Consider the following 20,594-nt stretch of genomic DNA (forward strand, 5'->3'; position numbering starts at 1 on the left):
CCGCAGCCCCGGGCGGGTCCGGCTCGAACCACCTCCTTCTCCGGGAGTCGTCATGTCCACTCCGGCGGCACAACAACAGCCCCAGGTCGACCCGCGCGGACTCCGGTTCGCCGCCGGGCTGACCACGGCCGTGCTGGCGCTGACCCTGATCCTGAACAACCCCTGGCCACTCGTGGTGCAGGCGGTCGTGTTCGCGATCTCGGTCGTCTGGGGAGTCCAGGCGTCGCCGTACGGGCAGCTGTTCAAGCGGCTCGTCCGGCCCAGGATCGGGCCGCCCGAGGAACTGGAGGACGCGGCGCCGCCGCGGTTCGCCCAACTGGTCGGGCTGGTCTTCGCCGTCCTCGGCCTGATCGGCTACTTCGCCGGCGTCGAGGTGCTGGGCGTGGTCGCCACCGGGTTCGCCCTGGTCGCCGCGTTCGTCAACGCCGCCGTCGGGCTCTGCCTCGGCTGCGAGGCCTACTTGCTGATCCACCGCATTCGTACGCCATCCACCGCTACTACCACTTAGGAGCAGCATTCAATGAGCAGGGAATCCGCTCTCGTCTCGGCCGACTGGGTCGAGGAGCACAAGAGTGACGCGAACGTCGTCCTCATCGAGGTCGACGAGGACGTTTCGGCGTACGACGGCGGCCACATCGCCGGTGCGATCAAGCTGGACTGGAAGGACGACCTCCAGGACCAGGTCCGCCGCGACTTCGTCAACCAGGAGCAGTTCTCCGCGCTGCTGTCCGAGCGGGGCGTCAAGAACGACGACACCGTCGTGCTCTACGGCGGCAACAACAACTGGTTCGCGGCCTACGCGTACTGGTACTTCAAGCTCTACGGCCACGGTGACGTCCGGCTGCTCGACGGTGGCCGCAAGCGCTGGGAGCTGGACAGCCGCGAGCTGACCGACGAGGTCGTCAAGCGCGAGGCCACGGAGTACCAGGCGAAGGAGCCGAACCTGGAGATCCGCGCCTTCCGCGACGAGGTCAAGGACGCCATCGGCGTCAAGAACCTGGTCGACGTGCGCAGCCCCGACGAGTACGCCGGCCGGCTGCTCGCCCCGGCCCACCTGCCGCAGGAGCAGGCCCAGCGTGCGGGCCACATCCCGACCGCGGTCAGCATCCCGTGGAGCAAGACCGCCAACGACGACGGCACCTTCCGCGTCGACGAGGAGCTGAAGACCCTGTACGCCGACGCCGGCGTGGACTTCGGCAAGGACACCATCGCGTACTGCCGGATCGGCGAGCGCTCGGCGCACAGCTGGTTCGTGCTGCACGAGATCCTCGGCCAGGAGAACGTCAAGAACTACGACGGTTCGTGGACCGAGTGGGGTTCGCTGGTCGGCGTACCGGTCGCGCTCGGCGACGAGCCAGGGAAGGCCTGACATGTGCGGAGCGAAGAAGGGCGGCCTTGACCTCAAGGGCGTCGACGTGGACAAGGAAGCCGTGATCCAGGGCCAGGTACTGCGCGGCGAGGAGCCGGTCGGCGGCGCCTACGTGCGGTTGCTGGACGCAACTGGTGAGTTCACGGCCGAGGTCCCGACCTCAGCCACCGGGCACTTCCGCTTCTTCGCGGCCCCCGGCACCTGGACCCTCCGGACGCTGGCCCCCAAGGCCGACCCGGTCGACCGCCAGGTGGTTGCCCAGTACGGCGAGGTGGCCGAGGTCGCCGTCGCCGTCTGACCTGCTATTTTGCTGACCCCGAAGGGCCCGTTTGCTTGCGCGACGGGCCCTTCGGCTCGTCTGGCTACGGGTAGGCGAGATAGTCGTTGTAAAAGACGTCGTCGAGTTGGCCGTAGTACTGGTCGTTGTCGGCGCCGAGGTTCTTGGCGCCGACCGTCACCTGACCTGCCGGCGCGATGTCGTACGCCGGGGCCGGCAGCGGCACCTGCTGACGGAAGTTGTTGTCGACGTAGATCTGCAGATAGCCGGTGTCGGTCCGCTGGCAGACCAGTTTGTGCCAGTTGCCATCGGCAACGGAGATGTCCGATCGGACAAGCTTCGACTCGGTCCCGCCGGCCCGCCGGACCACGCAGCTCGGCAGCCCGAGCACACCGTTGTGCGGGTCGATCTGCAACTTCCACTGGGAAGAGTCGGACAGGCCCTTCTGGACCAGGTTCGAGCCCGTGGTGGTGGACAGCTGGGCGGTGGTCAGCTTGACCCAGGCTCCATAGCTGAACTTTCCCGTTCCAGGGTTGAGATCCGGCTGGCTCGGCGTGGTGATCATCGCCTTCGGGCAGCTCGCGCCGACGCAGAGCGCAGGGAACTGGACAGCCTGGCCGACGCCGTCGCGGCCTGGAGTCAGCGTCGTGATCTGGCCGCCGTTCGCCGTGGTCACCGTGCCGGTGTGCATCTTGCCGGTGTCGTCGGCCACCGTGGTGACGGGGCTGCCGGCGCTGTTGAACGTCCACTTCAGATTCTGTCCACCCGCGCCCAGTGCGGGCGTGGCCAGCGCCGTCACCAGGCCGAGTGCGGCCAGCCCCACCAATGCTTTTGTTCGCAACATGGTTCCCCCTCGTTGCTGTTGTCGGATCTTCCGGACGCTAGCAATGGGGACGGGCTCTGGCTGCGGTGTGGAGCTGCAACTAGCTGCAATATCAGGGAGTTGGGGTGGCGTGGATCTCATGGCGTGGGGTTACGCGCAAGATCTCGATTCTCACGGGGTGGGTGATCAGGTAACGGTTTGATCTCGACGGCGAAGTTTTCGTTACCTACCGCAACCGGTTGAGTTGTGTCTGTGTCCTGGCCCGCTCACTAGGGTCACGTCATCACTCAGGGAGGAGGGGTCATGAGACCCCGCATCGGATACAAGAAGCTCGCTGCCGTCGGAGTTGCGGCGGTTGTCGGCGTAGCTTCGACGATCGCGCTGACCTCGGGTTCGGCGTCCGCCGCGCCGGTGTTTGGCTACAGCGGTTACTCGTTCGGTACCGGCATCGAGGCCGGCATCGTCCAGCACGGCCCGAACGTCGTCGCGCAGTTCAGCTGCACCACGGACTCGAGCGCGAAAGACCGCAACGATCTCGCCACCGCGAACGTGAACAACCAGGCGATCGCGCAGACCGTCACCACCGACACCCACGCGTTCAACGACGCCAAGGGCAACGGCGTGACCAGCAACGCGACCGCCGCCGACATCAAGGTCGGCAACCTGCTGCACCTGGTCGGCGCCAAGACCACCACCACGTCGGTCTACAAGAACGGCCAGCTGTCCTACACGGGCAACACCACCTTCGCCGCGGTGAAGATCGCCGGCGTCGTGGTTCCGTCGCTGGTGAAGCCGAGCCCGAACTTCAAGGTCGCCATCCCGGGCCTGGGCTACATCGTGCTGAACCGCGTGGGCGGCGTGAAGACCAGCGCCGGCATCTACTCGTACGCGCAGGCCGTCGTGCTGCACGCGAACGTGAAGAACAAGTACATCCCCGAGGGTGTCGACGTCGCGGTCCTGAAGACCCGCGCCGAGATCACCAAGCCGGCCACGGCGATGGTGATGGGTGACGCGTACGGCTCGACCGTGCAGGTCGACAAGCTGGTCAAGTCGGGCAAGACCTCCTACCAGGCCACCTGCCAGGGCACGGAAGGAAAGACGATCAAGAACTCGATCGCCGGGATCGAGATCCCGAAGGTCGCCTCCGTGGGTGCCATCTACACCACGAAGAACGGTTACATGGGCGCCGAGAAGTCGGCCGTCAACTTCACCTCGCACATCGCCGGCGTCCGCGTCGGCAGCCTGCGGGTCGGTGCGATCGAGTCGTCGGCTTCCGCCTGGAAGACCAAGGACGGCAAGGTCGGCATCCACTCCTCCTCGAGCGTCGCCTCGATCCAGGTCGGCAACAAGACCTACCAGGTCGCGACCGGCCCGAACGCAGTCCTGGACATCCCCGGTGTCGCCAAGCTGACCTTCAACCAGGTCGTGCGTCAGAGCCGGTACGTGTCCGTCAACGCCCTGGTGATCGACGTCTACAGCTTGAACACCAAGGTTGTCCTCGGCCACTCGGCCGCCGGTGTGATCGGCTGATCCAGCCACCACATCACCACCTCGCTGAGCCGAACCTCACCGATTCAGCCAGGTAGCTCCATCAGGACCCCCGGGTCCGGATCCTCGAGATCCGGCCGGGGGTTCTGTCTTGTCCCGGGGTCAGGCGTCGAGGATCAGGGTGACCGGGCCGTCGTTGACCAGCGCCACCTGCATGTCGGCGCCGAAACGGCCGCGCTCGACCTTGGCGCCGAGGGCCTCCAGGGCGGCGCAGAACGAGTCGTACAAGGGTTCCGAGACGGGACCGGGTGCGGCCGCGCTCCACGACGGGCGGCGGCCCTTGCGCGTATCGGCGTACAGGGTGAACTGGCTGATGGCGAGGATCGGCGCCTGCTCGTCGGCGCAGGAGCGCTCGTCGTGCAGGATCCGCAGGGTCCAGATCTTCGCGGCCAGCGCGGCGGCCTTCTCGGGGGTGTCGTCGTGGGTGACGCCGAGCAGGACCAGCAGTCCGGGCTGGTCGATCGCGCCGACCACCTCGCCCTCGATGCTGACCGATGCCTGGCTGACTCGCTGCACTACTGCTCTCATGCCCCCAATTCTCTGTCACGCTCAACTCATGCGCCGCCTGCTGCGATGGGTGTTCCTCGTCGGCCCCTGTCGCCTGTACGTCCTCGGCGAGGCGGGTGGCGGCGTCGTACCCATTGCGGCGATCGCGGCGATGGCTGCCTTCGCGGCGTTGAGTGGCGGTGTCGGTGCGCTCGTCGCTGTCGTCGCAGGCAGCTCGGTCGGGGACGGGTTCTTCAGCTGGGCCCTTGGTGGGCTGCTCGTTCTGCTGGGCTGGCTGGTCTACAGCCTGCTGCTGTATGTGGTGCTGTGGATCGCCGGCCGGTCGCCGATGGTGGTTGCTGGGCTCGATGACGGTGTGAGCCATGCGCGGCATGCTGCCGATGCGGGGGACACGCACTGGCGGCGTCGGGGGCAGGATCCGTTGGTGCCGTTGAGCCTGGCCGGGTTCTTTCTGCTGATGGTCGGCTTTCTGCTGGTCGGGTCGACGGTGACGGCGGTGCAGGAGCGCAAGTACGGCGGGGAGAAGGTGGTTGTCGCCGGGGAGGTGCTCCGGTACGACGATGGGCCGCACGGGTTCGGCAAGCGGCACCTGGTGACGCGGTATCCGGTGGGCGACGAGCTGATCACCGGGGAGGTGCTGGCCGACGATCTCGACCTGGATTCCGACGTACCGCGTCCTGGGCAGCAGGTGGAGGTCGAGTATCCGGTGGCGGATCCGCATCGGGTTCGGCCGGCTGGGGCGGCCAAGCGGGCGGCCGACGATGTCGCACAGGATCGGCTCGTTAGTGGGATCTGTGGTGGGTTGGCGGTGCTCTGCGGGGGTGCGTGGCTGGTCGGCAGGCAGCGTCGCCGGGGGTGAGATGGCGGGAGAATGTCCGGTTTTCGGGGTGCGGTACGGGGGAATATCCCGTCTGGGGCCGGGATCTGGCACGATTCGTTCATGACGTCGACGTTGATCACCGTTGCTCCCACTGGTGCCGAGACCGCCAAGGCGGACTGCCCGGCGCTGCCGACCACGCTTGATGAGCTGGTTGAGACGGCCAAGCGGTGTGAGGCGGCGGGGGCCGCGATGATCCACATCCACATCCGCGACTCCGAGCACCGGCCGACGCTGGATCTGGGGCGGCTGACCGAGACGGTGACCGCGGTCCGGGAGAACACGGCGCTGATCGTTCAGTTGTCAACCGGTGGTGCCGTGACGGACCCGTTCGACCACCGGCTGCGGGTGCTCGACGCGGCGCCGGACTCGTGTTCGCTGACGATGGGGACGGTCAACTTCGGCGACGACGTCTTCATGAACCCGTGGCCGTTCGTCACGGAGCTGTACCAGCTCACGCAGGAGCGCGAGGTGGTACCGGAGTTCGAGCTGTTCGACCTCGGACAGGTGGCGGCGCTGGGACGGCTGCTGGACAAGTACGGGCTGCCGTATGGCGGCAAGGTGCACTGTGACCTGGTGATGGGCGTCCCGGGTGGAATGCCCGGTACCACGGACGCACTGGTTGCCGCAGTCAACGGTCTCCCGGCGGGCGTCACGTCCTGGTCGGCCACCGGCGTCGGCCGTACGACGCTGCCGGTCGCGCTGGCCGCGCTGTCGAAGGGCGGCCACCTCAGGGTCGGCATGGAAGACACGCTCACGCTCGCCAAGGGCCAGCCGGTCACCCACAACGCCGAACTGGTCGAGCGCGCCGCCACCATCGCGGCGCTGGCTCAACGCCCGCCGATGTCGCCCGACGAGGCCCGCGACCTCCTGAACATCAAGCCCCGCCCCTGAATCACTGCGATCACCACGCCCGCGGCGACAATGGTTGCTTCTAGCAACAGCCAGTCCCTGAGGTAGTCCCGCGGCAACACCGTCGGATTGACCCCTTTCCCTTGCCTGATCAACAAGGGAATCGCGATCACCGTCGTCACTGCGACATACAGCAACGTCGCGCGCACAACCCCCACGATCCGATGCCTCCCAGGCCCCATCGACCATCGGGCCAGCAACCACCCGGCGCCGACCGTGATGGGCACCAGGAAGAAGTCGTCGGCGACAACCGCACCGCCGAGCCACAACGGCAAACGCACCAACGCATTGGTGCTGACGGCATGCAACAACAGTCGCAACCCCCAGAGCCCCAACCCGACACCCGCCGCACCGAGCAAGCCGCGCGCTACGCGCGCGGCAGCTGAGGAGGCGGCGCCGGCCTCGGTGGTGCTGGGTGGCGTGCGATGCGGGCCGCCTGTCGCCAGGGCGTCGTCCGGGCTGGTGTCTGCTGGGGTGTCGCCCGGAGCGGCTTCGCCTTCGACTGGCAGCGGGGGCGCAGCTGCGCTGGCTTCGGGGGAGGTGCGTTGTGGGGTTGCCGTCGGGTCGGTGGTTGGTTGGTTGTCTTCTGTCACTGGAGCACCTCCAGGCGGTGGACCCATTTGGTTTGGAGGACGCCGGGGCGGTTGGGGGCGATGATTCGGGCGGGGTAGCCGTGGTCCAGGGCCAAGGGGGCGCCGTTCAGACGTAGGGCCAGGAGGGTCAGGGGGTCTTGGGTGAAGTTGGGTGGGAGTTCGGTGGTGGCGTAGAAGCCGCCCTTCTCCATGGAGATGACTCTGAGGTGGGAGTTGGGTGGGGCGTCGCAGAGGGACAGGAGGTCTCGGATGCGGATGCCTTCCCAGTGGGCGCCTTGGCTCCAGCCTTCTACGCAGGCGATCGGGAGGGCTGAGTGGGATTGGGGGAGGGCTTGGAGTTCGGCCAGGGAGTAGGAGAGAGGGGTTGGGGCTTTGATGGTGAAGCGCCAGGTGGCGTCGACGGGTTGTACGCCGGCGGCTTCGGCGGTTCGGTTGACCGGGAGGCCTTGGGGGCCGATGTTGGGTTTGCGGGGGGAGAGGACGGCGATCGGGCCGAAAGCGGGGACCGATTGGCCGATCGAGGCGATGCCGACGAGGGAGGCGGCGCCGGCGACGGTACGGAAGAGGCCGCGGCGGGTCAGGCCGGTGATTGCCGGCGGCAACGAGTCGGCCGGCGGTACCGGCGTACGGGCGGGGTCGTGGGGTAGCGGCGTGCGGTCGGCTGGGGTGCGGCGCCAGTTCGCGAGGATGAGGGGGAGTTTGACGGCTAGGTGGACGAGCAGGGCGCCGATGATGATCCATGCCAGGGCGTAGTGCGTTTCCTTGAAGGGGAACGGCCACGGGTACCACTGGAGCGTGTTGAGGAAGCCGATGAAGAGTTCCAGCGCCAGCGCCGACACGAGGACGAGGATCGAGCCGCGTTCGAGGACCGTACCGAGTGCTTTGCGGCTCGGCGGCCAGGGGAGCTTGGCGAACAGCTTCGGGTAGACCGTCCAGAGCTTCGCCAGCAGCAGCGGGACGGAGACGATTCCGCTGAGCACGTGCAGGCCCTGCGTCACGCGGTACAGCGAAGCCGGCCGGCTGGGGATGACGAGCCAGCCCGGCGTCGCCTGCTGGAAATGGCTGAACAGACCGGTCAGGAAGCAGATCGTGATCGCGACCCCGAGCCAGCGCCCGAGCACGGTGGCCGTGCGCGGATGGTGCAACGGCGACGGGAACGATTCCTCGGTCGGTGGCTGCGGCAACTTCATGCTTCTCATCAGAGCGCAGAATTCGCCCACCCGGCGCCCGCCTCCGGTTACTGCTCGCGAACGCCCGCCCGGTACGCCGTACCGCCGCTTACGGCTCGCGAACGCTCGACCGCGTTCCCCCACGCTCCTCCCGCCGCCTCCGCCCCGGACCGCCATGCATGCATAAGTCGCGGTCGGACGGGGCTACACCGCTTGAGTGAGCACTCGGAGCACGACATGTGCGTGCCCGGCGCTCTGCTCGTGCGCGGATCAACACCTCGTGCGGGGCCGGTATCCACAGGTTTGGGGTTGCGTCCGAGCGGGATGGCACCTCATCGCTTTAGGCTGGGCAGGTTCGAGCGAAGGGAGCGGGACAGGTGAGGACGCAGCAGCGGTCGTCGGACGATGACGAGCGCGCTCTGGCCGATCTTGCGGAGGTGTCCGACTGGAAGCGCGTCTGGGGACCGCCGGAGACCGGGCTGGACGCGATCCGCACGCTGGTGTCGCGCGTCACCGCCGCTACCGGATGGCGCCCTTGGGCTCCGGGCAACATCGACCCGAACCGCTATACCTGGGGTCTGGTGACTCCGCGCCGGACCGTGATGCTGGTGCTGCCCGATGCGGTACTGCCGGACAGCCCGCGCGGTGGCTGGTCGGCGTACGAGATCGGTGCTGATGAGGTCCGCGCGGCTGAGGACGGCCTCGACGACCGGTGGCCCGACCAGCTCGAACTGGCCCGGCGGCACTGGGGGCAGCCGGTCTTCGTCGGGCCGGGGACCGATCCGCGGATTCCGCTGGAATGGCGTGACCGGCGCCGCCATCTGGCAGTCTGGCTGCGGCCAGGCGCCGAGATGCACCTGTACGCGACCCAGCCCCAGGCCGACCCGGCGGGGACCAGCGCCGGCTTCGGGTACTCCGTCTATGCGAGCGAGGTGGCCTGATGGCGTCGATCGAAGAAGAGATGCTCCGCGATGTCTACCAGGTGTTCCGGAAGATCGCCGCCAAGCATCTGCGCAAGCGCAGTCCGAGTCTGTCGCAGCGGCTGCAGCAGGCGCGGGCGCAGGAGCGGGCGCTCGCGGCGATGCGGGAGCAGGAGCTGCGTTCGCTGATCGAGGACCTGCAGAACGAGCGGCGGAACAATCCTGAGTTCGCGAACGAGCTGGATCGGTTGCCGGACGACCAGCGGACGCAGATGGTCGAGGAGCAGGCGCGCTGGCAGCAGGCGCAGCGGGACCGGATGGACCGCGACCCGAACCTGACGCCGGAGGACATCCAGCGTGAGGTGGAGGAGGGGCGCGACGTCGACGGGAACGGGCTCGACGATCGGGAGGATCGCGAGCGGGAGGCGGAGGACTTCGACCGGAACGTCGTCGATCGCGACCAGAACGGGGAGGTCGACGCGGTCGAGCAGCGTGAGGAGCAGCGGGCTGAGCGCGACGCCGAGCAGGCGCGAGAGCGCGAGCAGGAGCGGAACGCGGAACAGCGCGAGACGGAAGAGGCACGCGGCGGCGATGTCGTGCCGGCGGCCGCTGCGGCTGGAGCCACTGCGGTCGTTGCCGAGGAGGTCGCTGAGGAGCTGCAGGAAGAGCGTCGCGAGCAGGAGCTCGAAGACCAGCAGGAAGCCGAGGCGCTGAATGACGACGGTGCGGCGCCTGAGGTGATCGGTGAGACCGAGGCTGAGCGCGAGGCCCGGCAGGCTGAGCCGGAGGTCGCTCAGGATGACCGTTTGCTTGATGAGGACGGTGCCGCGCCTGAGGTGATCGGTGAGACGGAGGCTGAGCGCGAGGCCCGGCAGGCTGAGCCGGAGGTCGCTCAGGATGACCGTTTGCTTGATGAGGACGGTGCCGCGCCCGCAGTCATCGGCGAGGATGCCCAGCAGGAGCAGGTCCAGGAGCAGGAGCAGGAGCGGGACGAGCGGATCCTCGATGAGGACGGTGCGGCGCCTGCGGTGATCGGTGAGGACGCGCAGCAGCCTGGGGTTGAGCAGGACGGGACTGAGCGGGAGCGGCGGGAGGAGCAGGTTCAGCAGGGGGAGGCTGGGCCTCAGCCGGGGCTGAAGACCGGCGGAGATCAGGCTGCGGCGGCAGATCAGGAGGCGCAGAACGAGCAGCGCGGGCCGGATTACGTCGAGACCACGCTGGAGCAGGCGCGCTCGGAGCAGAACGGGCAGGGTGGCCAGGGCGAGCAGAACGGTCGGCCGGGGATGTCGCAGGAAGAGATGGACAAGCTGCGAGGACTCCAAGGTGGGCAAGCCGACGCCGCCGAGGCGACCCGCCCCCGCACCGGAGAGCCCGTAGAGGTTGGTGCAGGCGGCAAGAACCCGGGTGCTCGCGCAGCCGAACTCCGCGCCGACAAGGGCAGCCGCCGCGACGGCCCCGGCGTAGGCGAGTAGTCAGCCAGAGCGGCCGGCGGGCGAGCCGCCCCCGGCCTACCGGCCACGCGAGCTGTCCCCGCGCCTTGGGACCGGCCGCCCTTGCGTGCTGGCTGGGCAGCGGTGTCGGCGCTTACCGGCGTACGGGAGCTAGTAGACGATTGCTTGGGTGTTGTCGGTGAGGATTTCTTCGGTGAAGGCGGGGGCGCCGGCTATGCGGGTGTTGGGGAGTAGGTCGGCCTCGGTGAGGTCTCGGCGTTTGGCGCATTGGGTGCAGACCGTGAGCTGACCGCCGGAGAGGACGGCGGCCAGTAGGTCGGCGGCGGGGGCGGCGTGTGGGAGGTCGAAGGCTTCGGCTCGGCCGGGGACGGCGAACCAGACGGCCTCTCCGGTGAGCCAGAGAGAGACTTGGGCGCCTGAGGCGACGGCCGTGGCTGCGACGGTCAGGGCCTGGTTGGCGCGCTCGGGTTCTTCGGCGCCTGCGGTCAGCTTGATCACCAGCGTGCGGGACATCACGCCACCGTAGCTCAGACCGCTGCCGCCATCCCCTAGACTGACAATCGTGCTACACGTCATCTTCACGACCCTGCTGGTGCTCGTCACCGTGTTCATGGGCTGGTTCTCGGCGTTCGTCGTCTACCGGCTGTACCGCGGCCGCGCGGCGAACTGAGGCGCGAGATGGCGTTCGAGATCCCGCAGGACCTGCACCCCGACCTGATGCCGCTCGCCTGGCTGCTCGGCCGGTGGGAGGGCCGCGGTCACGGTGACTACCCGACGATCGAGAAGTTCGAGTTCGGCCAGCAGATCGACTTCAGCCACAACGGCAAGCCGTTCCTGCACTACGTCAGCCAGACCTTCGTGGTCGGCGAGGACGGCAAGCGCGAGCGTCCGCTGGCGATGGAGACCGGGTTCTGGCGGCCGAAGCCGGACGGCAAGCTCGAGGTCGTGATGGCCCACCCGACCGGCTTCGCCGAGGTCTGGTACGGCGAGATCGACGGCGCCAAGATCGAGATGCGCACCGACGTGATCGCCCGCACCGTCACGGCCAAAGAGGTCAACGCCGGCCACCGCCTCTACGGCCTGGTCAAGGGCGAGCTCCTCTGGGCGTACGACATGGCCGCCGAAGGCCTCCCGCTGCAGCCCCACCTCTGGGCAACGCTCGTCCGCGTCTAGCTCTCGGACACCCAGGAGTACTCAACCTTCGGCCGTCCGCTCCGGCCGTCATAGCGTTGGGTTCGCAACGCCTGGCCCTGGTCGGCCAGGTGCTCCAGATAGCGTCGGGCGGTGATCCGGGACGTACCGATCGAGGCCGCGACCTCCTCGGCGGTCCAGCCTTCGCGGTCGCCGAGCAGCGTCACCACGCGGTCAAGTACAGACCCCGCCAAGCCCTTGGGAACTGACGAACTGGTTGCTGGATGCAACAACCGGTCGACCTCATCCTGATCCGCGACAACCTGACCCGACTCCGCGGCACGCCTCTGCCGCGCATAGGCGCTGAGTCGATCCCTCAACGTTTCAAAGGCAAACGGCTTCAACACATACTGCACGACCCCGATCCGAGCAGCAGCCTGTACCGCGGCCACTTCGCGAGCAGCCGTCACGGCAACCACATCGGTTTGGTTGCCAGCAGCACGCATTCGCCGTACTACGTCCAGCCCGTGCCCATCCGGCAGGTTCATGTCGAGCAGCACGAGATCGACCTGCTCGTGGCTCAGCACATGCAGGGCGCGCGCCGCAGTACCGGCGAGACCGACGCAGACGAACCCCGGCAGCCGATCCACATACACCCGATGCGCCTCGGCAGCTACCGGATCGTCCTCGACCACCAACACGCGCAGATCAGGCATCAGTGCCCCGTAACCGAGGCAACCGCACCCGGACGGTTAACGCCGGTACGTCGTCCAGCTCGGAATCCGGATCCACCATCAACGTCCCCTGCCAGCGCTCGACGGTACTGCGAACCAGCACCAGCCCCAACCCGTGCCCCGGCTCGGCCTTCGTCGTCCAGCCCCGGTCGAACATCCGCGCCAACTCGGCCGCCCCCAACTCGGCACCGGTGTTCGTCACCGCGAGGTCGATGTACTCAGCGCTCGTCGATGCTTTCAGCTCGACCCGTCGCGGCGCAGTACCGCCGCGCGCTGCCTCGACCGCGTTGTCGAGCAGGTTGCCGACGACGGTGACGATGTCCTGGGCGGGGAGCTTCGTGTGCAGTGCCTCCGAGCCGAGCTCGAGCGTGAGCAGCACACCGCGCTCCTGCGCCTGGGCGAGTTTGGCGAGCAGCAGCGACGCGAGCACCGGGTCGCCGACCGTGCCGACGACGCGATCGGTCATCGCCTGGGCGAGCTGCAGCTCGGAGACGGCGAACTCCCGTGCGCGCTCCGGCCGGCCGATCTCGATCAGGCTGACGACGGTGTGCAAGCGGTTGGAGGCCTCATGGTTCTGCGCCTGCAGCGACTCGGCCAGGCTGCGGACAGCGTCCAGTTCGCCAAGCAGGGCTTGCAGTTGGGTGTGATCCCGCAGCGTGACGATCCGGCCGGAGCGGGCGGGTTGCTGGTTGACCACGACGACGCCGAGCGCGCCGAGGTGCAGTTCGTCGTACGCCGTCCTGCCGGCGCGCAAGAGACCCGAGAGCGTCGCCGGAAGGTGAAGGTCGTCAACCGTCGTACCGGGTGGGACGTTGCGCAGGGCGAGCAGCCGCCGGGCCTCGTCGTTGATCAGCTGGACGTGGCCGTGCGAGTCGACCAGGATCAGGCCTTCGCGCGCTGCCCGGAGTACGCCCTCGTAGAAGTCGAGCATCCAGGCCAGCGCCTGCGTGCCCATCCCGCGGGTGGTGTGCCGGACCCGCCAGCTGACCAGCGCGTTGCCGGCCACCGCGACGCCGAGCAGCAGGCTGGCGACGCCGAGCATCGAGCGCAGCTCCAGCTGGATCAGGTCACCCCAGCCGGTCGGCGCGATCCCGGCCGCGGCGGCGTCCCGGTCCGCCTGGGTCCGGGAGTGCGCGAGCAGCACGATCCAGACCAGCACGATCATCACCGAGACCGTGGCCGTCTGCAGCCAGAACACCTGGCGGCGCAGCTCCCACGGGCGGTCTCTCATAGCCGCCATTCTCCACACCACTGCCCCAACTGGCATGCCGCGCGCCTGGCGAGGTGATTCGGTCGCGAACGATATGAACGAAATGCGCAGTTGGCTTGTGCGTCACGTCACAGTTACTCAGAACCCGCCCGCCCGGCAAATCAGGAGTCCCCCATGGCGAGCCCCACCGCACCCCGACCGACTCCGGTTCGCAACGACCGGACCCACTTCCTCTACATCGCCGTCATCGTCGCCGTACTGCTCGGCATCGGCGTCGGTTTCATCTTCCCGGACTTCGCGATCGAGCTGAAACCGCTCGGCACCGGGTTCGTGAACCTGATCAAGATGATGATCAGCCCGATCATCTTCTGCACCCTGGTGCTCGGCATCGGGTCGGTCCGCCAGGCCGCCAGCGTCGGCAAGGTCGGAGGTCTCGCGCTCGGCTACTTCCTGGTGATGTCGACGGTCGCGCTGGCCATCGGGCTGGTCGTCGGCAACCTGGTCCAGCCCGGTTCCGGCCTGAACCTGACCGACAAGCTGCGCGACGCGGGCCAGAAGCAGGCCGCCGGCGCGCACGAAGGCACCACCGACTTCCTGCTCGGCATCATCCCGAAGACGATCGTCTCGTCGCTGACCGAGGGCCAGGTCCTGCAGACCGTGCTGGTCGCGCTGCTGATCGGTTTCGCGCTGCAGGCGATGGGCTCGAAGGGCCAGCCGATCCTGGACGGCATCGGCCACATCCAGCGGCTGGTCTTCAAGGTGCTGTCGATGATCATGTGGGCGGCGCCGGTCGGTGCCTTCGGCGCGATCGCGGCGGTCGTCGGCGCGGCCGGCAGCACCGCGCTGGTCAGCCTGCTGAAGATCATGCTGGCCTTCTACATCACCTGTCTGCTGTTCGTGGTCGTCATCCTCGGCACGATTCTGCGGGTCGTCACCGGGCTGTCGATCTTCCAGCTGCTCAAGTACCTGGGCCGTGAGTTCCTGCTGATCGTCTCGACCTCGTCGTCGGAGACCGCGCTGCCGCGGCTGATCGGCAAGATGGAGCATCTCGGCGTCGACAAGTCGGTCGTCGGTATCACCGTCCCGACCGGGTACTCGTTCAACCTGGACGGCACCGCGATCTACCTGACGATGGCGTCGCTGTTCATCGCCGAGGCGATGGACCAGCCGTTCTCGATCGGTCAGCAGATCTCCCTGCTGGCGTTCATGATCCTGGCCTCCAAGGGTGCCGCCGGTGTCACCGGAGCAGGGCTCGCGACGCTGGCCGGTGGTCTGCAGTCGCACCGGCCGGAGCTGGTCGACGGCGTCGGCCTGATCGTCGGTATCGACCGGTTCATGTCCGAGGCCCGGGCCCTGACGAACTTCGCCGGCAACGCGGTCGCCACCGTCCTGGTCGGTCACTGGACGGGCGGCTTCGACAAGGAACAAGCTCGCCAGGTCTTCGCCGGCGAGGACCCGTTCGACGAGGTCGCCTTCGCCGCCGGCGACACCCACGCCGGTGACGTACCGGCCGCGGTAGAGCCCGCACCAACCACAGCCCACTAAGTACCCCGGACCGCCGGCCTCCCTGCGACCGGCCGGCGGTCCGGCCTCCAAGACCATCTGTCCCACCCCTCAACGCTGCCCGTCGACTCCCAACCGTCTGGGAGTCGGCGGGCAGCGTGCTTTCTACTTGCCGTTGAGCATCTCGACGACCGGGGCCAGCTCGTCAAGGTAGTCGGTGTTGATGGTGATGTACGACGCGCCGAACTCGTCCCGCCGGCGCTGGAGTTCGTCGGCCATCTCCTGCGGGGTGCCGCGCAGGAGCATGAGCGAGTCGCTCTTCTCGAGGTCGGCGGGGTCGAGGCCGGTCGCCTTCTTGCTCCAGGCGGGCAGTTCCGTCGTACCGGCGGCGAAGAGGTTCATGGCCAGCTCGATCTGGTCCGCGCGCTCGCCGGCCAGCTCGCGGAGCTCGTGGGTGAGCTGCAGCATCTCCTCGCGCGGTGCCGTCGCGGGCTTGGCCAGGGAGACGATGTCCGCTCGGGCGGCGGCCAGGGCGAGCGAGCGCGGTCCACCCGACGCGAGCATGATCGGCGTGTGCTGGTCGCCGTCGAGCTTCGCCAGCTGGTCCAGCGTCTCGCGGACCTGGTCCCGGCGCTCCTTGGCCGATCCCCACGGCAGGCCGACCTCGTTGACCTGCTGCTCGGCCTGGGGGCGCCCGGTGCCGATACCGAAGTCGAAGCGGCCGTCGGTCAGTACCGACAGCGTGTGGGCGTCCCAGGCGGCTGAGCGCGGCGGGCGCAGGGGTGCGGCGGCTACGAAGGTGCCTACCCGGATGTCGGCGGCCATGGCGGCCACTGCGAGCGTGGGGAACGGTGACAGCAACTGCAGGCCGTCCGGCATCAGCACTGTCGAGTACCCGAGGCCGGCGGCCCGGCGTACCGTCCGCTTCCACTCCTCGGCGCCGCGGTCCGCGCTGCCCACCACACCGAACCGGAATGCCCTGTTCGTCATCGTCCTGCTCCTCTCGAATTTGGTACTACCAGCCTCGCGGCACGTGGTGTTGTCCACATCCCACCGCGGGAGGCAGTCGGCGTACGCCGGTGGACGTACTCTGGTGACATGTCACTGACGCGTAGCCCTCTGCTGGACCTCCCTGGCGCTGTCGAGGCCGACGGGCTGGACGCCGGGGTCGCAGCGCACTACGGGTCCGACCTGCGCGAGCAGCGGGCCCTGGTCGCGGGCAAGGGCTTCGTAGACCTCTCCCACCGGGACGTGGTCACCATCACCGGCCCTGACCGCCTCACCTGGCTCCACGCGATCACCAGCCAGTACTTCGAGGGCCTACGCCCCGGCACGTCGACCACAGCCCTCCTGCTGTCGCCCACGGGGCACGTAGAGCACGCCATGTACGGCGTAGACGACGGCGAAACCTTCTGGCTCCACACCGAGCCCGGCGCCGCAGCCCCGCTCGTCGAGTGGCTCCAGAAGATGGTCTTCATGTCCCGAGTGGAGATCAAGGACGTGAAGGCCGACTACGCCATCGTGTGGCGTCCAGGTCCGGCGCCTGCGGATGGTCCGCTGACTCGCAGTGGAGCGGACTCTCTGGGCGGACACGAAGTCTTCCTCCCCAGACAAGAACTCAGTTCTGTTGAAGGACCTCCGGCTGGCGTCTGGGCCTACGAAGCTCTGCGGATTGAGGCTGGTGCGCCTCGCCTTGGGCTGGATATGGATGAGCGGGCTATTCCGAACGAGCTCGGCTGGCTTGGTGTCGGCGTGCACCTCGACAAGGGCTGCTACCGCGGGCAGGAGACGGTGGCTCGGGTGCACAACCTGGGGCGGCCGCCGCGGCGGCTTGTGCGGTTGCATCTGGATGGGTCGGTGGATCACCTGCCGGCGCACGGGTACGCAGTACGGGTCGGGGACAAGCAGGTTGGGTTCATCGGATCCGCGGCGCGGCACCACGAGTACGGGCCGATCGCGCTCGCGCTGATCAAGCGCAACGTGGACCCGGAAGCCGTGCTCGAGGTCGTCGCCGAGGATCAGCCGACGGTCACCGCCACGCAGGAGTTGCTCGTCGACCCCGAGGTCGGCCTGCACGTCCGCGCCCGGCTGTGAAATTTGTGAGCCGGATCATCTCCTATCCAGCTGTTTGCCCCTGACCTGCGCGCCGTACAGTTTCAGCCGTGACCGAACCTGTGATCCTGGCCGACGTCGTCCGCAGCGGTTTCGTCGAGGGCCATCACCGCGGCTCCGTCGTGGTGACCGCGCCCGACGGCTCCGTCGAGTGGTCGGCCGGCGTGATCGACGAGCCGATGTTCCCGCGCTCGTCCAACAAGCCGATGCAGGCGCTCGGCATGCTCCGCAACGGCCTGGAGCTCGACGGCGAACTACTCGCGCTGGCCGGCGCTTCCCACTCGGGCGAGTCCTTCCACCTGGACGGCGTACGCCGGATCCTCGCGGGCGCAGGCCTCGACGAGTCGGCCCTGCGCACGCCCCCGGCGTACCCGATCGACGACCAGGCCCGCGACGAATGGGTCCGCGCCGGGCACGGCCTCGACCGCATCACCATGAACTGCTCCGGCAAGCACGCCGCCATGCTCGCCACCTGCGTAGCCAACGACTGGCCGTTCCACGACGACGCCAATGCTGACGGCGCGGTCTGGGGTCCGAACGACTACCGCTCCCCGAACCACCCCCTCCAGCAGGCGATCCGTACCGCCGTCGAGGACTCCGCCGGCGAGAAGGTCTCCTACGTAGCCGTCGACGGCTGCGGCGCCCCGATCCTCGCCATCACCCTCTCCGGCCTGGCCCGCTCCTTCGGCCTCTTCGCCGCAGCCCCCGCCGACACCCTCGAGGGCCGGGTAGCCAACGCGTTCCGCAGCCACCCGGAGTACGCCAGCGGGAGTAGGCGCGACGAGTCCGCCCTCATGCACGCCATCCCCGGCCTGTTCTGCAAGGCCGGCGCCGAGTCCGTCTACGCAGTAGGCCTCGCCGACGGCCGCGGCCTGGCTGTGAAGATCGACGACGGTACTCCGCGCGCCCGCGCCGTCGTGATGGCCGCGACGCTGCAGAAGCTCGGCGTCGACCACGAGGAGATCACCAAGCAGACCCGCTCCCCGCTCTACGGCGGCGGAATCGAGGTCGGCGCCGTGCAGCCGCACCCGAAGGCGTTCGCCTGACCGTCCGTTACCCGGCGTAGTGAGCGGCCTCACGTCGACTCTGCTTGCAATTGCAAGCACGCTGCTAGCACTATGGACGTATGGCCAGGTTGAGTGATCGTGCAGCGGGTGCTGTGGGTTCGGTGGGGGAGTACCTCGCCGAGCAGCGCCGGCACGCGCAGTTGTCGTTGCGGCAGCTGTCCGACCTGGCCGGGGTGTCCAACCCGTACCTGAGTCAGATCGAGCGTGGGCTGCGCAAGCCGTCCGCGGATGTCCTGCAGCAGTTGGCGAAAGCCCTGCGGATCTCGGCCGAGACGCTGTACGTGCGGGCCGGCATCCTCGATCCGGACGAGAGCGAGGGCGGCCGGCGTACGCCGGGAGTGGTCGACGCGGTCCTGCTCGACCCGGCGCTGAACGAGCGGCAGAAGCGTGTGCTGCTCGACGTGTACGCCTCGTTCGTCCGTGAGAACACGACCGACGGCTCCGACGACGAGCCCACGACGGCAGCCGGGCCGGCGAAGAAGCCGGCCGCTGCCAAAAAGACCCCTGCAACACAACGCACCACCACCAAGACCCCGCTGAAGTAGACCTCACGAGGAGATGCCAGATGGCAACCCGTACCCCCGTCACGCCCCTGTACGCGATCGCCGGCGCCGGCGACCTGGCCGTGGAGAAGTTCCGCGCGGTCAGCGAGGACGTCACCACCCGGTTCGCGAAGCTGGACCAGAAGACCCTGCAGTCGTCCCTGCAGACCGAGCTGACCAAGCGTCAGGCCGAGCTGAGCAAGCGCCTCGAGGTGCTCGCCGCCGAGGCCAAGACCGTTCCGGCCAAGCTGCGTGAGCTGCCGTCGGTCGCCCAGGCCGGGCTGACCACCGTGCTCGGCCAGGCCGAGGAGACCTACGAGGACCTCGCCGGTCGCGGCAAGGACCTGGTCACCCGGATCCGCAGCCAGAAGGCCACCGAGGACCTGGCCGCCCAGGCCAAGACCACGGTGAGCAAGGCCAAGGCCACCCGGACGACCGTGAAGAAGACCGCCGACACCGCCACCCGCAACGTCAAGGCGACCGCGACCAGCGCCCGCAAGACCGCTGCGAAGGCCACCAAGGCTGCCGAGGCGGCCGCCGAGAAGGTCGGCGACTGAGAGTAGTTCCGCGGCTCTGCGTAGTACGGGTGGTCCTGATCCGGGTTCGACGGATCGTGGGGCCACCCGTGCCTACGTTAGGCTCGTTGCATGCTCGCACTCGCCACGTTCCAGAACCTGTTCCCAGGGTTCGCTGATCCCATCAGCGTGATCTGGTGGGTCGTGCTCGGTCTGAAGCTGGTGGCCCTGCTCGACGCAGCGTTCCGGCCGAGGGCGGTGTTCGTCGCCGCCGACAAGCTGACCAAGCCCGGCTGGGTGCTGATCCTGTCGGCCTTCACGCTGTCGCAGATCTTCCAGGGTGGCTGGCTGAGCTTCTTCGGGCTGATCGGGATCGTGGCCGCCGGTGTCTACCTGGTGGACGCTCGTCCCGCACTGCGGGCAGCCTCCGGCCGGGGCCGCGGCGGCTGGGGAATCCGCCGCCGCCGGGGCCCGCGCCCGCTCTAGGTACTACGAGCGGTAGACGATCACCTTGTCGCCGACGTGCACCTGGTCGAAGAGGATCTTGATCTTCGCGAGGTCGCGGACGTTGACGCAGCCGTGTGAAGCGCCGTTGTACCCGCGGGCGGCGAAGTCCGACGAGTAGTGCACGGCCTGGCCGCCGCTGAAGAACATCGCGAACGGCATCTTCGAGTCGTACAGCTTCGAGACGTGGTTGCGGCTCTTCCAGCCGACCGTGAAGCCGCCCTCACGGGTGGCCGTCTTCTGCGCTCCGAACCGGACGTCCAGCTGCATCTTCACGACGCCGTTCACCACGTACCGGAGTTTGCGGGTGGTCTTGTCGATGCAGAGAGCGACACCGGTCGCGCACCGCTGGTCGAGCTTCTTGCCGTCCACGACCGGGGCCGGCGGGAAGAGCTCGGCCTGGGTCGGCTCGTGAGTGGCCGCGGTCAGCTGGGTCCAGGTGAACTGGTCGATGTACCCGAGCGGTGGAATGCCCTTTGATTTCTGGAACTTCTTCACCGCGGACCGGGTCATCGTGCCGAAGTCGTCGTCCATCCACTGCTGGTCGAGCAACTTGAGCTGCACCAGCCGCGCCTCGACCTTCCGCACCGAGGCCCCGCTGGACCCGTTGCTCCACAAGGCCTTCGGATAGATCGGCAGTTCCCCACTGACCTCGAACGGCACCGTCTTCACATCAGCCGTCCGGCTCTGCTGCCCCGGCGCCGCCGACGCACTGATGGCCGTCCCACCGATCGCGACGACGACCACAGCCGCCACCACGTTACGAACAACCAGCGCACCACGAGTCCAGCGCATCGGAACCCCTCGAGTAGATCTGTCCCAACACTCCT

At 68.2% G+C, this 20,594-nt stretch carries 24 protein-coding genes; 15 read left to right on the forward strand and 9 right to left on the reverse strand.

Going from position 1 to position 20,594, the window contains the following annotated elements; all coding sequences use genetic code 11:
- Positions 1 to 52: 52 nt before the first annotated feature.
- Genes ABD768_RS28370 through ABD768_RS28380 form a run of 3 tightly spaced genes read left to right on the forward strand, consistent with a single transcriptional unit; the run spans position 53 to position 1,667 of the window.
- Complete coding sequence (locus tag ABD768_RS28370; RefSeq protein WP_343969862.1) at positions 53 to 508, forward strand: DUF4395 domain-containing protein; 456 nt, start codon at positions 53 to 55, stop codon at positions 506 to 508.
- 12 nt (positions 509 to 520) lie between these two features.
- Entirely contained in the window at positions 521 to 1,369 is an 849-nt protein-coding gene (locus ABD768_RS28375; protein WP_343969859.1) for a sulfurtransferase, read from the forward strand.
- 1 nt (position 1,370) lies between these two features.
- Positions 1,371 to 1,667 (forward strand): DUF1416 domain-containing protein, encoded by a 297-nt coding sequence (locus ABD768_RS28380; RefSeq protein ID WP_343969856.1) that lies wholly within the window; start codon positions 1,371 to 1,373, stop codon positions 1,665 to 1,667.
- A gap of 64 nt (positions 1,668 to 1,731) precedes the next feature.
- Here the strand turns inward: ABD768_RS28380 and ABD768_RS28385 are convergent, their stop codons facing one another.
- Positions 1,732 to 2,490 (reverse strand): LamG-like jellyroll fold domain-containing protein, encoded by a 759-nt coding sequence (locus tag ABD768_RS28385; RefSeq protein WP_344845692.1) that lies wholly within the window; start codon positions 2,488 to 2,490, stop codon positions 1,732 to 1,734.
- Positions 2,491 to 2,772: 282 nt separating this feature from the next.
- Here ABD768_RS28385 and ABD768_RS28390 point away from each other — a divergent pair, with 282 nt between their 5' ends.
- Positions 2,773 to 3,999 (forward strand): choice-of-anchor P family protein, encoded by a 1,227-nt coding sequence (locus tag ABD768_RS28390; RefSeq protein WP_343969850.1) that lies wholly within the window; start codon positions 2,773 to 2,775, stop codon positions 3,997 to 3,999.
- Between the two features lie 120 nt (positions 4,000 to 4,119).
- Here ABD768_RS28390 and dtd read toward each other — a convergent pair whose 3' ends face one another.
- Positions 4,120 to 4,545, reverse strand: a complete 426-nt coding sequence (gene dtd, locus ABD768_RS28395) for a D-aminoacyl-tRNA deacylase (RefSeq protein WP_344845696.1) — start codon at positions 4,543 to 4,545, stop codon at positions 4,120 to 4,122.
- Between the two features lie 28 nt (positions 4,546 to 4,573).
- Between dtd and ABD768_RS28400 the strand changes: the two genes are divergently transcribed.
- Complete coding sequence (locus tag ABD768_RS28400) at positions 4,574 to 5,383, forward strand: hypothetical protein (RefSeq protein WP_344845699.1); 810 nt, start codon at positions 4,574 to 4,576, stop codon at positions 5,381 to 5,383.
- A gap of 81 nt (positions 5,384 to 5,464) precedes the next feature.
- Complete coding sequence (locus ABD768_RS28405) at positions 5,465 to 6,295, forward strand: beta-keto acid cleavage family enzyme (RefSeq protein ID WP_344845701.1); 831 nt, start codon at positions 5,465 to 5,467, stop codon at positions 6,293 to 6,295.
- Here ABD768_RS28405 and ABD768_RS28410 read toward each other — a convergent pair.
- Together ABD768_RS28410 and ABD768_RS28415 are read right to left on the reverse strand one after the other, a co-directional pair.
- Complete coding sequence (locus ABD768_RS28410) at positions 6,232 to 6,906, reverse strand: hypothetical protein (protein ID WP_344845704.1); 675 nt, start codon at positions 6,904 to 6,906, stop codon at positions 6,232 to 6,234. The two genes, ABD768_RS28405 and ABD768_RS28410, sit on opposite strands and share 64 nt — an antisense overlap.
- Positions 6,903 to 8,096, reverse strand: a complete 1,194-nt coding sequence (locus ABD768_RS28415) for a molybdopterin-dependent oxidoreductase (protein ID WP_344845706.1) — start codon at positions 8,094 to 8,096, stop codon at positions 6,903 to 6,905. The genes ABD768_RS28410 and ABD768_RS28415 overlap by 4 nt, the downstream gene beginning before the upstream one ends.
- Before the next feature lie 356 nt (positions 8,097 to 8,452).
- Here ABD768_RS28415 and ABD768_RS28420 point away from each other — a divergent pair, with 356 nt between their 5' ends.
- Both ABD768_RS28420 and ABD768_RS28425 read left to right on the forward strand, forming a co-directional pair.
- Positions 8,453 to 9,016 carry a hypothetical protein gene (locus tag ABD768_RS28420; RefSeq protein ID WP_343969833.1) on the forward strand — a complete coding sequence of 188 codons (564 nt, stop codon included), beginning with the start codon at positions 8,453 to 8,455 and terminating at the stop codon, positions 9,014 to 9,016.
- Positions 9,016 to 10,467, forward strand: a complete 1,452-nt coding sequence (locus ABD768_RS28425) for a coiled-coil domain-containing protein (RefSeq protein WP_344845709.1) — start codon at positions 9,016 to 9,018, stop codon at positions 10,465 to 10,467. The genes ABD768_RS28420 and ABD768_RS28425 overlap by 1 nt, the downstream gene beginning before the upstream one ends.
- 129 nt (positions 10,468 to 10,596) lie before the next feature.
- On the opposite strand, the gene ABD768_RS28430 is transcribed toward ABD768_RS28425, so the two are convergent.
- On the reverse strand, positions 10,597 to 10,959 hold the full coding sequence (locus ABD768_RS28430) for a DsrE family protein (RefSeq protein ID WP_343969827.1): 363 nt from the start codon (positions 10,957 to 10,959) through the stop codon (positions 10,597 to 10,599).
- Between the two features lie 165 nt (positions 10,960 to 11,124).
- Between ABD768_RS28430 and ABD768_RS28435 the strand changes: the two genes are divergently transcribed.
- Positions 11,125 to 11,619 carry a heme-binding beta-barrel domain-containing protein gene (locus ABD768_RS28435; RefSeq protein ID WP_343969824.1) on the forward strand — a complete coding sequence of 165 codons (495 nt, stop codon included), beginning with the start codon at positions 11,125 to 11,127 and terminating at the stop codon, positions 11,617 to 11,619.
- On the opposite strand, the gene ABD768_RS28440 is transcribed toward ABD768_RS28435, so the two are convergent.
- Positions 11,616 to 12,293: a response regulator gene (locus ABD768_RS28440; RefSeq protein ID WP_343969821.1), complete on the reverse strand. Its 678-nt coding sequence runs from the start codon at positions 12,291 to 12,293 to the stop codon at positions 11,616 to 11,618. The two genes, ABD768_RS28435 and ABD768_RS28440, sit on opposite strands and share 4 nt — an antisense overlap.
- On the reverse strand, positions 12,286 to 13,542 hold the full coding sequence (locus ABD768_RS28445; RefSeq protein WP_343969818.1) for a sensor histidine kinase: 1,257 nt from the start codon (positions 13,540 to 13,542) through the stop codon (positions 12,286 to 12,288). Before ABD768_RS28445 ends, ABD768_RS28440 begins: the two co-directional genes overlap by 8 nt.
- 153 nt (positions 13,543 to 13,695) lie before the next feature.
- Between ABD768_RS28445 and ABD768_RS28450 the strand changes: the two genes are divergently transcribed.
- Positions 13,696 to 15,066 (forward strand): cation:dicarboxylate symporter family transporter, encoded by a 1,371-nt coding sequence (locus ABD768_RS28450; protein ID WP_343969815.1) that lies wholly within the window; start codon positions 13,696 to 13,698, stop codon positions 15,064 to 15,066.
- A gap of 123 nt (positions 15,067 to 15,189) precedes the next feature.
- Here the strand turns inward: ABD768_RS28450 and ABD768_RS28455 are convergent, their stop codons facing one another.
- On the reverse strand, positions 15,190 to 16,014 hold the full coding sequence (locus ABD768_RS28455) for an LLM class flavin-dependent oxidoreductase (protein WP_344845713.1): 825 nt from the start codon (positions 16,012 to 16,014) through the stop codon (positions 15,190 to 15,192).
- 108 nt (positions 16,015 to 16,122) lie between these two features.
- Between ABD768_RS28455 and ygfZ the strand changes: the two genes are divergently transcribed.
- From ygfZ to ABD768_RS28480, 5 genes are all read left to right on the forward strand, one after another.
- Positions 16,123 to 17,118: a CAF17-like 4Fe-4S cluster assembly/insertion protein YgfZ gene (ygfZ, locus tag ABD768_RS28460; protein ID WP_343969809.1), complete on the forward strand. Its 996-nt coding sequence runs from the start codon at positions 16,123 to 16,125 to the stop codon at positions 17,116 to 17,118.
- Positions 17,119 to 17,186: 68 nt separating this feature from the next.
- Positions 17,187 to 18,182, forward strand: a complete 996-nt coding sequence (locus ABD768_RS28465) for an asparaginase (protein ID WP_343969806.1) — start codon at positions 17,187 to 17,189, stop codon at positions 18,180 to 18,182.
- A gap of 80 nt (positions 18,183 to 18,262) precedes the next feature.
- Entirely contained in the window at positions 18,263 to 18,748 is a 486-nt protein-coding gene (locus ABD768_RS28470; RefSeq protein ID WP_344845717.1) for a helix-turn-helix domain-containing protein, read from the forward strand.
- Between the two features lie 20 nt (positions 18,749 to 18,768).
- The gene (locus ABD768_RS28475) at positions 18,769 to 19,302 is read left to right on the forward strand and encodes a hypothetical protein (protein ID WP_343969800.1); all 534 of its coding nucleotides are present in this window, start codon (positions 18,769 to 18,771) and stop codon (positions 19,300 to 19,302) included.
- Positions 19,303 to 19,392: 90 nt separating this feature from the next.
- Positions 19,393 to 19,746, forward strand: coding sequence for a DUF2516 family protein (locus ABD768_RS28480; RefSeq protein WP_343969797.1), 354 nt, complete (start codon positions 19,393 to 19,395; stop codon positions 19,744 to 19,746).
- Positions 19,747 to 19,749: 3 nt separating this feature from the next.
- On the opposite strand, the gene ABD768_RS28485 is transcribed toward ABD768_RS28480, so the two are convergent.
- Complete coding sequence (locus ABD768_RS28485) at positions 19,750 to 20,559, reverse strand: L,D-transpeptidase family protein (RefSeq protein WP_343969794.1); 810 nt, start codon at positions 20,557 to 20,559, stop codon at positions 19,750 to 19,752.
- Positions 20,560 to 20,594: the final 35 nt, after the last annotated feature.

It is taken from the genome of Kribbella ginsengisoli (genome assembly GCF_039537185.1).
Classification (GTDB): domain Bacteria; phylum Actinomycetota; class Actinomycetes; order Propionibacteriales; family Kribbellaceae; genus Kribbella; species Kribbella koreensis.